The sequence below is a fragment of the Stenotrophomonas sp. CS3K5 genome, assembly GCF_059515225.1.
On sequence record NZ_JCAKRX010000003.1, the window covers coordinates 309,534 to 322,183 of the forward strand.

Consider the following 12,650-nt stretch of genomic DNA (forward strand, 5'->3'; position numbering starts at 1 on the left):
CCTGCCAGACGCCCGTTTTCCGCCCCGCGCCGACACCGGGGCCCAACCTGTTCTAGAATTGTCGGGTTCAGGAATCGATCCACCCCCAGCCCATGCCCTTTGTCGTCACCGAAAACTGCATCAAGTGCAAACACACCGATTGCGTGGAAGTGTGCCCCGTGGATTGCTTCCACGAAGGCCCGAACTTCCTGGTGATCGATCCGGATGAGTGCATCGACTGCACCCTGTGCGAGCCGGAGTGCCCGGTCAATGCGATCTTCCCGGAGGACGATGTCCCCGCCGGCCAGGAAGGCTTCGTGGCGCTCAACGCCGAGCTGTCACGCGAGTGGCCGGTGTTGACTGTGCGCAAGGACCCGCCCGCCGATGCCGGCGAGTGGGATGGCAAGCCGGACAAGCTGAAGCTGCTGGAGCGCTGAGGCGCCAGCAACGGCAACGAAAAAGGGCGCCGATGGCGCCCTTTTTTTTCGGTAGCGCCGGGCCATGCCCGGTGGATCCTGGGCCGCGCTTCACGCTCGCCGGGCATGGCCCGGCGCTACCCAAGGCAGGCGCGGACCGCGATCCATACCCAGCCGGCTGGCCTTACTGCGCCAGCTTCGCCTTCAGCGCGGCGATCAGCTTCACCGGCGCTTCTGCAGTAGCCGGCAGGCCACGCGGGTCGACCGCGGAGATGTAGGCGCCGGCATCGACGGCGACCACGCGGACCAGGAAGTTGCTGCCTTCATAGGCCACATCGTACGAACCCAGCAGCTGCGCGCGGCTGGCGATGGTCACGCCTTCCACGCCTTCCAGCGCGGTACCGACCTTGGCGAAGGCGTCATCCTTGCCACCGGCAATGGTGAAGCCGGTGTTGCCCACGGCCGGGGCCGCAGCAGCCGGGGCCGCCGGCTTGGTCGCCGATGCCAGGGTCGGCACCTTGTTGTCACCGGTGGTGGCCGGCAGGTTCAGGTCCGGCGGCACTTCCAGCGGACGCATTTCCGGGGCCAAGGCATAGTCGCCCTTGACGCCACGCTTGAAGCAGCCGGTGGTGCTGGCGGCGACGGCCACGGCAAGCAGGGCATAGGACAGGACGCGGACGGTGGAAACGGATTGACGCATGTGAATCTCCTGGATCAGACCAAGACGGGAAGTCAGTGGCTGGAAAGGGCTTCGAGGGCGGCGATGTCGCCGGCAAGATGATCGGCCGCCGCATGGTGCGGCGCCGACAGCGGCAGCAGCGGCAGTCGCAGATCGTGACCGATGCCGAGGCGGCGCAGCAGCGCCTTGACCGGGATCGGGTTCGGCTCTACGCCGCAGAAATCATGGAACGGCTGCAGGCGCGCATCCCACGACGCGGTGGCTTCGTGGTCGTGGGCCGCGGCCAGCTCGCACATCCGTCGGTAGGCGCCCGGCAGCACGTTGGAGCCGACCGAGATCAAACCATCGACACCGGCCTGGATCGAACGCGCGGCGGTTCCGTCATCGCCACTGAGCACGGCGAACTGCGGGCTGCGCAAGGCCAGCAGCGCCTGCACGCGGCCGGTGTCGCCCACCGCTTCCTTGATGCCGACGATGTTGGGATGGCTGGCCAGCTCGGCCACGGTCTCCGGCTGCATGTCGCAGCCGGTACGGCCGGGCACGTTGTACAGCACCACCGGCAGCCCGCCCTGGTCGGCCACCGCACGGTAATGCGCGATCAGGCCGGCCTGGGTGGGGCGCACGTAGGGCGGCGTGACCACCAGCGCGTGGCTGGCCCCGAGCGCGCCGGCGCGACGGGTCTGTTCGATGGTCTTGGCGGTACCGGACAGGCCGGTGCCGGCCATGACCGGAATGCGGCCGCCGATGCGCTCGACCGCGCTGGCCAGCAGCAGGTCGTACTCGGCATCGGTGAGGGTTGCCGCTTCACCGGTCGAGCCGGCAACGACAACGCCATGGACGCCACCTTCAAGTTGCAGATGCAGCAGGCGCTGCCAACCGTCGGGATCGAGGGCGCCGTCGGCCCGGAAAGGGGTCGCCAGCGCGGTGATGAGGCCGGAAAGGGACAAGGACGTGCTGCTCTTGGCTGGGAAGGGAAACGCCCGCCACGAAAGGCCGGGGGCGACCTGAATGTTACTTGCGGCGCGAAAGCACGGGCAAGTATGCTGGACACCGGTGGATCCCCGCCTCTGGCGGGCATTCAGACTCACGCATGCATTACCCGGAATCGCCTTGACCGACACCACCCCGCGCCCCGCGCCGAGCGAAAACCACCTCCTGATCAACGCCTATACGACGCATCCGGAGTCCCCCCTGCTGTCCGTCACCCGCCGCATTGCCGACAGCGGCTGCAATCTGGTGGACGCGCGGCTGGCCACGGTCGGCCGCGATGTCTCGGTCACCGCCCTGGCCACCGGGTCGTGGGACTCGGTCGCCAAGCTCGAAGCGATGCTGACCCGGCTCGAGCGCGAGGAAGGCCTGAAGCTGGTCTGGTACCGCACCGCGGCCAAGCAGGCGCAGTCCAACCTGCTGCCGTACATCGTCGAGGTGATCGCCGCCGACAAGCCGGGCATCCTGTTCCAGCTGGCCGATTTCTTCGACCGCCAGGGCATCACCATCGAGAACCTGCAGAGCACGCGCTACCGCGCCATGCAGACCGGTGCGGAGATGTTCAGCGCGCAGGTCACCATCGGCGTGCCGGCCAACATGCACATTGCCGCGCTGCGTGACGATTTCCTTGAGTTCTGCGACCACCTGAATCTGGACGCGATCATGGACCCGATGAAGTTCTGAATGAATTCCTGATTTTTTCGCGCGCCTCTCACAGGCGCGTGGCGTTTCATGCAATTGTCGTAGAAAGAACCCAGGCTCGACAGAAGGACCTCATGAACAACGGCGACACCCTGGACAGCACCACCCTCTCCCTGCCGCTGGCCCTGTCCGGCGGCGCCCACGCCACCCTCGGCGACTACGCCGGCCAGTGGCTGGTGCTGTACTTCTACCCCAAGGACAGCACCCCGGGCTGCACCACCGAAGGCATCGACTTCAACGCGCTGCTGCCGAAGTTCAAGAAGGCCGGCGCGGTTGTGCTCGGCGTCTCGCGCGACTCGGTGAAGTCGCACGACAATTTCTGTGCCAAGCAGGGGTTCGGCTTCCCGCTGGTCAGCGATGGCGACGAAGCGCTGTGCACCGCCTTCGACGTGATCAAGATGAAGAACATGTACGGCAAGCAGGTACGTGGCATCGAGCGCAGCACCTTCCTGATTTCCCCCGACAGCCGCATCGTGCAGTCCTGGCGCAAGGTCAAGGTCGCCGGCCATGCCGATGCCGTTCTCGACGAACTGAAGGCCTCCCAGTCCAAGTGAGTCCCATTGCCCACCGTGTCCGCCATCACCCTGCCCTGCAGCAGGACGTGATGGTTTTTCCCTGTCCGTAACCAGGAACCGACGATGACCCGAGGCAAGCGCATCTACGTGCTGGATACCAACGTGCTGATGCACGATCCCACCGCGCTGTTCAAATTCGAGGAGCACGACGTCTACCTGCCCATGCAGGTGATCGAGGAGCTGGACAACGGCAAGAAGGGCACCTCCGAAGCGAGCCGCAACGCCCGCCAGGTGAGCCGCTTCCTCAACGAGCTGGTGCAGGCTTCGGGCCTGGACAACCTGGCCGACGGCATTCCGCTGCAGCGCCCCAATGGCCTGCAGCTGCGCGGCAAGCAGAGCGCGGGCAAGCTGCGCTTCCAGACCAGCCATTTCGATGCCGGCAAGAGCTTCGGCAAGGTCATCCCGGACAACGCCATTCTCGGCGCGATCCTGGCCCTGAAGGAGGAAACGCCGGACCTGCCGGTGGTGTTCGTTTCCAAGGACATCAACCTGCGCATCAAGGCCGCCATTGCCGGCATCGTGTCCGAGGACTACGAGAACGACCGTGCGCTGGACGATTTCAGCCTGCTCTACACCGGCGCCACCGAGCTGCCGGAAGACTTCTGGAAGCGCCACGGCGACGACCTGCGCAGCTGGAGCGACAAGGGCCGCACCCATTACGAAATCCAGGCGCTGGACGGCGAGGAGTGGTACCCGAACCAGTACGTCTACCTGCCCGGCGAAGACGAAGTCGAGCTGCGGGTCAGCCGCGTGGTCGGCGACGGCAAGGTAGTGCTGTCGCTGGTCGATGACTTCCGCCACGGCAGCCACGCCGTGTGGGGCATCAGCGCGCGCAACCGCGAGCAGAACTTCGCGCTCAACGCGCTGATGGACCCGGAGATCGACTTCGTCACCCTGCTCGGCACCGCCGGCACCGGCAAGACCCTGCTGGCACTGGCCGCCGGCCTGGCGCAGACGATGGACCAGCAGCGCTACCGCGAGATCATCATGACCCGCGCCACGGTCAGCGTCGGCGAGGACATCGGCTTCCTGCCCGGCACCGAGGAAGAGAAGATGACGCCGTGGATGGGCGCGCTGACCGACAACCTGGAGGTGCTCACGCACAACCAGGAAGGCGGCACCTGGGGCCGCCAGGCCACCAACGACCTGCTGGCCAGCCGCATCAAGATCCGCTCGATGAACTTCATGCGCGGCCGCACCTTCCTGTCGCGTTACCTGATCCTGGACGAGGCGCAGAACCTCACCCCCAAGCAGATGAAGACGCTGATCACCCGTGCCGGCCCCGGCACCAAGATCGTCTGCCTGGGCAATGTCGAGCAGATCGACACCCCGTACCTGACCGAGACCACCTCGGGCCTGACCTACGCGGTGGACCGTTTCAAGAACTGGCCGCACAGCGCGCACATCACCCTGCGCCGGGGCGAGCGTTCGCGCCTGGCAGACTACGCTTCGGAGGTGTTGTGAACCGTTGCACCCGCCTGCTGCTGCCCACGGCGGCGATCACCCTCGCCGCCGCTCTGGGCGCCTGCACCACCACGCGCGGCCCGGCCAGCGTGCCGACCACCGAGCGTACCGGCCAGTCGTGGGTGGTCACCCGCCCGATCATCGCCGCGCAGGTGCTCGACACCTGCTCGCGCCCCAGCCCCGGTCGCGAGGCCGGGCGGGTGTCGGGGTACTGGGCGCCCAGCCGGCAGCAGGTCGACCAGCTGGAGGCGAAGCTGTCGTCGCTGGAAACGCAGGTGCCGAAGGTGCTGGACTTCGACCGCCAGTACGTCGGCATTGAAAGCACCGGCAGACGGCTGATCTACATCAACGCCTTCCACCTGCCCGACGACAGCGGCATCAATCCGGCGCGGGAAGCAATCCGTGTCTGCGATGGCGGCGCGCAGTTCTGGGGCGCCGTGTTCGATCCATCCACCGGCACCTTCAGCGAGCTGCAGTTCAACGGCGGCCTCGGCGGGCCCTGAGGGCCCGCCAATGGGAATACGCCTGCCGACCTGGGTCTGGATCGGTGCGGTCGCGTTGTCGTGCGTGGCCGGCATGGTCAACGTGGTCGGTTTTCTCGGCTTCGAGCATCAGGCCGTCAGTCACATGACCGGCAGCACCAGCCAGCTGGGCATGGCGCTGGCGCAGGGTGACTGGCGCGCCGTCGGCCATCTGTGGGGCCTGCTGATCGCGTTTTCGCTGGGCGCGATGCTCAGCGGCCTGCTGATCCAGGACAACACCCTGCAACTGGGGCGTCGCTATGGCGTTGCACTGGCGCTGGAATCTGCGCTGCTGCTGGTGGCCATCCCCCTGTTTGAACATCAGCAGATCTGGGGCGCACTGGCTGCCGCCATGGCCTGCGGCCTGCAGAACGCCATGGCCACCACCTTCAGCGGCGCGGTGGTGCGCACCACGCATCTGAGCGGCATGTTCACCGACCTCGGCATCGGTCTGGGCCACCTGCTGCGCGGACTGCCGCTGCAGGTGCGGCGGCTGACCCTGAGCGGGCTGATCATCAGCGGCTTCCTCGCCGGCGGTGTCATCGGCGCCTGGCTGTTCGTGCGCTGGCAGTACGACGCCCTGCTCGCGCCTGCCCTGCTGACCGGCCTGACCGGGCTGGGCTACGTGCTGTACCAGCAGTGGGCGCGCTGGCGCCGTTGAGGATCGTGCTGCGGGCCCGTCCGCCGCGCAGTCGAGCAAGCTCGACTCTACCCGCGCATGCGGGACCACGGCACAATCGACGGATGAGCCCGACCACTCCCGCCTCCGCCCTCACCATCGCCGGCTCCGACTCCGGCGGTGGCGCAGGCATCCAGGCCGACCTGAAGGCCTTCGCCGCGCATCGCGTGCATGGCCTGTCGGCGATTGCCGCGCTGACCGCGCAGAACACCCGCGGCGTCATCGCCGTACATGTGCCGCCGATCGAGTTCCTGCGCGCACAGCTGGAGGCGTGCTTTGACGACTTCGACATCCACGCGGTGAAGCTCGGCATGCTGGCCAACGCCGAGGTCATCAACACGGTGGCCGAAGTACTCGAGCGCCATCGCCCGGCGCACGTGGTCCTCGATCCGGTGATGGTTGCCACCAGCGGCGCGCGCCTGCTGGAAGACTCCGCATTGCAGGCCCTGCGTGAACGGCTGATTCCGCTGGCCACACTGATCACCCCGAACACGCCGGAGGCAGAACTGCTGGTGGGCCGGACGATCAGCAATGGTGATGACGCCGAACGGGCCGCCGCTACCCTGCTCGACCTCGGTGCCGGCGCCGTGCTGCTCAAGGGTGGCCATCTGCAGGAAGGCAGCCGGGTGATCGATCGCTACTTCGACGGCGTCAGCAGCGAAGAATTCATCCACACCCGCCTGCCACTGGATGCGCATGGCACCGGCTGCACGCTGGCCTCGGCCATCGCCGCGCAGCTGTGCAACGGCCTGAGCCTGGCCAACGCCTGCGAAGCCGGCATCGACTACGTGGCGCGCGGCCTGCAGCATGGCTATGCGCCCGGCCGCAGCGAAGTGCTGGTGCTCGACCATTTCGGCGCGGCACCGCACCCATGACGCTGACACCAGACACCGTTGCCGTGCAGTGCGACGATGGCCACCGCTATGAAGTGATCGCCTGCGTGCCTGCACAGCCGATCGCACGCCTGCTTTGGCTGCCGGCACTGGGCGTGGCCGCCCGCCATTACCTGCCGTTGGCACAGGCGCTGGCCGCAAAGGGGGTGGCGGTCTATCTGCATGAGTGGCGCGGCAACGGCAGCAGTTCGCTGCGGCCGTCGCGCACGCAGGACTGGGGCTACCGGGAGGTGCTGGAGCAGGATCTACCCACCAGCCAGACGGTACTGGCCGCCGCGGACGATGCCGCCGGCGCCCTGCCCTGGATCATCGGCGGCCACAGTCTCGGCGGGCAGCTGGCCTGCGTGCATGCCGGCCGCAACCCGCAGCACTTCAACCGGCTGTGGCTGGCCGCCAGCGGCTCACCATTCTGGCGCGGTTTCCCGCCACCACGTGGCTGGCTGCTGCCGCTGGTCTATCGCTTCCTGCCGTGGATCGCGCAGCGCCAGGGCGTACTGAATGGCCGCCGCCTCGGCTTCGGTGGCACCGAGGCGCGCGGGCTGATTGCCGACTGGGCGCGGGTGGGCCTGAACAATCACTATGCCGCCGCCGGCATGGACGAAGATCTGGATGCGCAGATGGCGCGCGTGCACGGCAGCGCACAGGCGGTGCTGATGGAGCACGACTGGCTGGCGCCTTCCGGATCGATGCAGATACTACTGGCGAAGCTGCCGAATGTCGCCGCACAGCTGCGCGTGCTGTCTGCACAGGAACTGGGCACGCCCGCCGATCATTTCGCGTGGCTGAAGGCCCCGGAGGCGGTCGCTGACAGCTTTTTCATTCAGTTGGGTGAAAATTTTCACAAAACTGTTGACGGTGCGCGCCGACATCCGCATAATTCCGCTCCTGTCGCAGGGCGCCCGTAGCTCAGTTGGATAGAGTACCTGGCTACGAACCAGGCGGTCGGGAGTTCGAATCTCTCCGGGCGCACCACTCGACAGGTTTCCAGCATCCGCCGCTGGAAATGTTTTAAAATTTGATTGTGTACCGCGCGCCCGTAGCTCAGTTGGATAGAGTACCTGGCTACGAACCAGGCGGTCGGGAGTTCGAATCTCTCCGGGCGCACCATACACAGTCAGCACAACAAGTTTATGTAATTGGCGCCCGTAGCTCAGTTGGATAGAGTACCTGGCTACGAACCAGGCGGTCGGGAGTTCGAATCTCTCCGGGCGCACCATTACACCGAAACAGCAGGCCTCGGCCTGCTGTTTTTTTGTGCGTGTTTTTTGGCAGGACTGCGTCCTGCACCTGCAAATGCTTCAAGCCAAGGCAACTGCAACGGCAAGAGCTGGCATTCCGTAGGTTGGCGGGGCGGTGTCGGAGTGCGGGGACGCCGCAAGTACGTCCCTGTAGGCTTGGCAGCCGCATCCATGCGGCTGACACCCCGCACTCCGACACCGCCCCACCTCTGACAGATTTCAGCGATCTGATGGATCCACGCCATGCGTGGATGAATCTCCATCGGAATCGAATATTTCGAATCAAGATCGAAAAGCATCCACGCATGGCGTGGATCTACCGTGTCGACCAAGGTCGACACCCACCAACCGCACCAGCACCGACAGATCGCCGGAAACTGTCGAAGGCGGGGTGGGTCCGGTTGCGGGAGTGTCCGCGGCATGGATGCCGCGGCCAAGCCCCCAAGGACGGGTTTACGGCGTCTCCCGCAACCGGACCCACCCCGCCATCTCTCAGGAAACCAGCTGTTGCTGTTGCTTTTGCTTCGGCTGTTGCTGTTGCTTCGGCCGTAGCCGTTGCTTCGGCGGGTGCAGGGTGCAGCCCTGCCGTACACCTACCCCCTGGCCATTGCCTGCCACCACTGCGACAGCAGCTCCGGCCTGCGCAGGCGCTCGCGCCACCACCGCAATGCAGCACCGTCCTCACCGGTGCGCCAGGCCAGCCAGAAGGTTTCTTCCGGCTTGTGTTCCTCCACCTCGCGGATCACCAGCTGGCCACGTGCCACCGCCGCGCGCGCGCACGGTTCAGGCAGGAAGCCGAAGCCCACGCCTTCGCACTGCAACTTCAATTTGCCGGCCATGTCGGGCACCGTCAGCATCTCCTGCCCCATCAACAGCCCCACCGTGCGCGGCAGCAGCCTGCGCGCCGAATCGGAAACGGCGATCGCGCAATGCTCGACCAGCTGCTCGCGCCCGAGCACACCGTCCACTGCGGCCAGGGGATGGCTCGGCGCGACCGCGAACACAAACTCCACCGTGCCCAGCGGCTCCACCACGTAGCCACCGCCGCTGGGCCCCTCGCCCGGCGCACCCACGAGCAGGTCCGCGCGCCGATCCAGCAAGGCTTCCCAGGTACCGGACAGGGCTTCGCCGATCAGCCGCAGCCGGGTCGGCGCTTGCGCCTCACGGAATGCGGCGATGTCCGGCCCCAGCAGCCAGGTCGGGAACACTGAATCCACCGCCAGGGTCAGCTCGGTCTCCCAGCCGGATGCCACCCGGCGCACGCGCAACTCCAGTTCGCGGGCCGCGCGCAGCAGATGCCGGCCTTCATCCAGCAGCGCGCGTCCGGCCTCGGTCGGCTCGGCACGTGGGCCGACCCGATCGAACAGCTGAACGCCCAGGTCCTCCTCCAGCTTGGCCACGGTGTAGGAGATGGTCGAGGGCACCTTGTGCAGGGCCTTGCCAGCGCCGGCGAACGAGCCGCGGCGGTCGATGGCATCGAGGATCTGCAGGGCATCGAGGCTGAGCTTGAGCATTCGATTTTTTCGATGATGGCTGTCAAAACTATCCGTTTTTCAAACCCCGCGCGCAAGCGGATACTTCTCTCCAACGGGGAAACACAGCGGCTACCGGCCCACCCCGCCCCATCGAAACCATCGAACAAGGAGATTCCATCATGCTGCAGATCCGCAAGAGCGCTACCCGTGGCCTGGCCGAGCATGGCTGGCTGTCCTCGCGCCATACCTTCTCGTTTGCCAACTACTACGACCCGCGCTACGTCAGCTTCGGCCCGTTGCGGGTGATCAACGAAGACAAGGTGATCGGCGGCCAGGGCTTCGGCACCCACAGCCACAGCAACATGGAGATCATCTCCTACGTGCTCGGCGGCGCGCTGGAACACAAGGACTCGATGGGCACCGGCTCGGTGCTGCGCTATGGCGACGTGCAGCGCATGAGCGCCGGCAGCGGCGTCAGCCACAGCGAATTCAACCACTCGGCCGACGAGACCGTGCACTTCCTGCAGATCTGGATCTTCCCGGACACCGAGAACATCGCGCCGTCCTACGAGGAGACCCACTTCACGCCGGACAGCAAGCGTGGCCAGCTGCGCCTGATCGCCTCGCCGGACGGGGCCGACGGTTCGCTGCGCATCCACCAGGATGCCCGCATCTTCGCCACCATTCTCGATGGCGGCCAGAAGCTGCATCACGCACTCGGCACCGGTCGCGGCGCCTATGTACAGGTGGCGCGCGGCCAGCTGCAGGTCAACGGCATCACCCTGGAAGCCGGTGATGCGCTCCAGATCAGCGACGAAGCGCAGCTGACGCTGGAAAACGGCAACGACGCCGAGGTGCTGGTGTTCGACCTGCCGCTGTAACGGAAACGCCCGCGATGCCATCACGCATCGCGGGCGCCGTTGCAGAGCCGAGCCCACGCACGGCACTTTGCAGAACCGTCATCAACCGCCGATGGCGGCGCAGGCTTCCAGGATCAGCGCCGTCACCTCGGTCGGCTTCGACGCCAGCGACGCATGGCTGGCATCCAGTTCCAGCAACCGCTTCGGCTGCATCCGTGCGGCCATGGCCCGCTGGTTTTCCGGCGCGATCATGCGGTCGTGGCGCGACAGCTGATACCAGCTCGGCCTGTGCTTCCACGCCGGGTCGCTGACGGCATCGCCGAAGGTGCTGGCCAGCGGCGCCTTCTGCGTGACCGCCATGACCCGGCCTTCGTCCTCGCTCAGGTCCTGGCAGAAACTCTCGTGGAACTTGTCCGCGCGCAGCCACAGGTAGCCATCACTGTCCGGTGCCAGGTTCGGCGCCGCTTCCGGCAGATGCTGCTGGGTGATGCCGCCCGGGCTCTCGCCGGCATCCGGTGCGAAGGCGGCAATATAGACCAGCCCCTTCACGTTGGCCTCGTTGCCGGCCTGGCCGATCACCGCCCCCCGTAGGAATGGCCGACCAGCAGCACCGGCCCTTCAATCTGGCGGATCATTTTCTGGGTGCGCCCGGCGTCGTCGGCCAGCGAGGTAAGCGGCAATTCCACCGCCTGCACGCGATCATGGCCATTGCGATGCAATTCCAGGATCACCTTGGCCCAGTGTGCGGCCCGCCCCAGAATCCGTGGACGAGGAGGATGGTCGGTGTCGTGCTCATTTACAGGTCTCCGGCAGCGGGCGGTGGAGTGCCGACCGTGCCCCCACTGTCCCCGTGTGGCGTTAACCACTGGTGACGCGATGCAATCGTATGCGTCGTCCGATGTCATCCATGGCACTTGCCGATCTCGATTGAAAACGCTTCCATGGCTGCATTCCCTGGAGATCTCCACCGCGCATGACGCCCTCACCCCCCCGCGCCCAGCAGCACGCCACCCGCGCCGCCTTCTTCATCCCCGGATTCGCCACCGCCGCCTGGGCGCCGATGGTGCCCTACGCCAAGGCCAAGGCCGGGCTGTCCGATGCCAGCCTTGGCGCGGTGCTGCTGTGCCTCGGCCTGGGCTCGCTGCTGGCGATGCCGCTGGCGGGTGCGTTGACCGGTCGGCTGGGATGCCGCCGGGTGATGGTGATCACCTGCGCGATGATGCTGTGCGCCCTGCCCTTGCTGGTACTGGCACCGTCACCACTGGCGCTGGGTGCGGCCCTGTTCGTGTTCGGCGCCGGCGTGGGCGCACTGGACTGCGCGATGAACATGCAGGCGGTGGCGGTCGAGCGCGATGCTGGGCGGCCGATGATGTCCGGCTTCCATGCGTTCTACAGCATCGGCGGCTTCGTCGGTGCGGGCTGCATGACCGGCCTGCTGATAGTGGGAACGCCGCTGTGGATGGCCGCCTTGGCTTCGGTGACGGCACTGCTGCTGGTGGCGGTGCTCGCGGCGCCACACTGGCGCCCGCAACGGATCCTGCATGAAGGCCCGCTGCTGGCGCTGCCACATGGCGTGGTGCTGTTCATCGGCGTGCTGGCCTTCGTGGTGTTCCTCGGCGAAGGCTCGATGCTGGACTGGAGCGCGGTGTTCCTGGCCGAGGTACGGCAGGTGCCGCGCGACCAGGCCGGCGCAGGCTTCGCGGTGTTTACCCTGGCGATGACCGCGATGCGTCTGTTCGGCGATGGCATCGTCGAGCGCCTCGGCCGCACCCGCACGATCGTCATCGGCGGCATCACCGCAGCGGCCGGTTTTGGCCTGGCCACGCTGGTGCCGTCGTTCCCGGTGGCACTGACCGGCTACCTGCTGGTCGGGCTGGGCTGCGCCAATATCGTACCGGCGCTGTTCTCGATGGCCGGCCAGCAGCGGGTGATGCCAGAGAGCATCGCGATCACCGCGGTTACCACCTTGGGCTACGCCGGCATCCTCGCCGGCCCGGCCGCGATTGGCGCGCTGGCACATGCCACCAGCCTCGGCTTCGCCTTCCTGTGCGTGGCCGCGCTGCTGCTCGGCGTGGCTGCGTCCGCCCGCTCACTGGCACGCCGCCTGCCCTGACAGAAAAAGGGGACGGAGGGGATTAAGTCGTTTCCCACACACACGCGGCAGAAACGACTTAATCCCCTC

At 66.6% G+C, this 12,650-nt stretch carries 13 protein-coding genes, 3 tRNA genes and 1 pseudogene; 13 read left to right on the forward strand and 4 right to left on the reverse strand.

Annotation, left to right across the window (positions count from 1 at the left end):
• The first annotated feature begins 92 nt into the window (after positions 1–92).
• Positions 93–416: a ferredoxin FdxA gene (gene fdxA / locus AC5YGJ_RS06460; protein WP_057496885.1), complete on the forward strand. Its 324-nt coding sequence runs from the start codon at positions 93–95 to the stop codon at positions 414–416.
• 163 nt (positions 417–579) lie between these two features.
• Here the strand turns inward: fdxA and AC5YGJ_RS06465 are convergent, their stop codons facing one another.
• Entirely contained in the window at positions 580–1,095 is a 516-nt protein-coding gene (locus AC5YGJ_RS06465) for a hypothetical protein (protein ID WP_249844355.1), read from the reverse strand.
• A 32-nt stretch (positions 1,096–1,127) separates the two neighbouring features.
• Complete coding sequence (gene dapA / locus AC5YGJ_RS06470) at positions 1,128–2,021, reverse strand: 4-hydroxy-tetrahydrodipicolinate synthase (RefSeq protein ID WP_249844356.1); 894 nt, start codon at positions 2,019–2,021, stop codon at positions 1,128–1,130.
• Between the two features lie 163 nt (positions 2,022–2,184).
• On the opposite strand from dapA, the gene AC5YGJ_RS06475 reads away from it, so the two are divergent.
• The 10 genes from AC5YGJ_RS06475 (at position 2,185) to AC5YGJ_RS06520 (ending at position 8,111) form a co-directional block, all read left to right on the forward strand.
• Positions 2,185–2,745 carry a glycine cleavage system transcriptional repressor gene (locus tag AC5YGJ_RS06475; RefSeq protein WP_005409051.1) on the forward strand — a complete coding sequence of 187 codons (561 nt, stop codon included), beginning with the start codon at positions 2,185–2,187 and terminating at the stop codon, positions 2,743–2,745.
• Positions 2,746–2,837: 92 nt separating this feature from the next.
• Positions 2,838–3,317, forward strand: coding sequence for a peroxiredoxin (locus tag AC5YGJ_RS06480; RefSeq protein WP_309338047.1), 480 nt, complete (start codon positions 2,838–2,840; stop codon positions 3,315–3,317).
• 84 nt (positions 3,318–3,401) lie between these two features.
• Positions 3,402–4,802, forward strand: coding sequence for a PhoH family protein (locus tag AC5YGJ_RS06485; RefSeq protein WP_107232796.1), 1,401 nt, complete (start codon positions 3,402–3,404; stop codon positions 4,800–4,802).
• The gene (locus tag AC5YGJ_RS06490; RefSeq protein ID WP_249844358.1) at positions 4,799–5,305 is read left to right on the forward strand and encodes a hypothetical protein; all 507 of its coding nucleotides are present in this window, start codon (positions 4,799–4,801) and stop codon (positions 5,303–5,305) included. The genes AC5YGJ_RS06485 and AC5YGJ_RS06490 overlap by 4 nt, the downstream gene beginning before the upstream one ends.
• A gap of 10 nt (positions 5,306–5,315) precedes the next feature.
• On the forward strand, positions 5,316–5,984 hold the full coding sequence (locus AC5YGJ_RS06495) for a YoaK family protein (protein WP_249844359.1): 669 nt from the start codon (positions 5,316–5,318) through the stop codon (positions 5,982–5,984).
• Between the two features lie 83 nt (positions 5,985–6,067).
• On the forward strand, positions 6,068–6,877 hold the full coding sequence (gene thiD, locus AC5YGJ_RS06500; RefSeq protein WP_496186098.1) for a bifunctional hydroxymethylpyrimidine kinase/phosphomethylpyrimidine kinase: 810 nt from the start codon (positions 6,068–6,070) through the stop codon (positions 6,875–6,877).
• A complete protein-coding gene (locus AC5YGJ_RS06505; protein WP_249844361.1) occupies positions 6,874–7,800 on the forward strand; it encodes an alpha/beta hydrolase family protein in 927 nt (308 codons plus the stop codon). The genes thiD and AC5YGJ_RS06505 overlap by 4 nt, the downstream gene beginning before the upstream one ends.
• A tRNA-Arg gene (locus AC5YGJ_RS06510) sits at positions 7,791–7,867 on the forward strand. The genes AC5YGJ_RS06505 and AC5YGJ_RS06510 overlap by 10 nt, the downstream gene beginning before the upstream one ends.
• Before the next feature lie 58 nt (positions 7,868–7,925).
• Positions 7,926–8,002, forward strand: a tRNA-Arg gene (locus tag AC5YGJ_RS06515).
• Positions 8,003–8,034: 32 nt separating this feature from the next.
• Positions 8,035–8,111, forward strand: a tRNA-Arg gene (locus tag AC5YGJ_RS06520).
• A gap of 615 nt (positions 8,112–8,726) precedes the next feature.
• Here AC5YGJ_RS06520 and AC5YGJ_RS06525 read toward each other — a convergent pair.
• Positions 8,727–9,647, reverse strand: coding sequence for a LysR family transcriptional regulator (locus tag AC5YGJ_RS06525; RefSeq protein WP_496186099.1), 921 nt, complete (start codon positions 9,645–9,647; stop codon positions 8,727–8,729).
• Between the two features lie 140 nt (positions 9,648–9,787).
• Here AC5YGJ_RS06525 and AC5YGJ_RS06530 point away from each other — a divergent pair, with 140 nt between their 5' ends.
• Positions 9,788–10,489, forward strand: a complete 702-nt coding sequence (locus AC5YGJ_RS06530) for a pirin family protein (RefSeq protein ID WP_107232803.1) — start codon at positions 9,788–9,790, stop codon at positions 10,487–10,489.
• Between the two features lie 81 nt (positions 10,490–10,570).
• Here the strand turns inward: AC5YGJ_RS06530 and AC5YGJ_RS06535 are convergent.
• Positions 10,571–11,264: pseudogene (locus AC5YGJ_RS06535) on the reverse strand (alpha/beta hydrolase).
• A 177-nt stretch (positions 11,265–11,441) separates the two neighbouring features.
• On the opposite strand from AC5YGJ_RS06535, the gene AC5YGJ_RS06540 reads away from it, so the two are divergent.
• Positions 11,442–12,581, forward strand: coding sequence for an MFS transporter (locus tag AC5YGJ_RS06540; protein ID WP_496186100.1), 1,140 nt, complete (start codon positions 11,442–11,444; stop codon positions 12,579–12,581).
• The last annotated feature ends 69 nt before the right edge of the window (positions 12,582–12,650 follow it).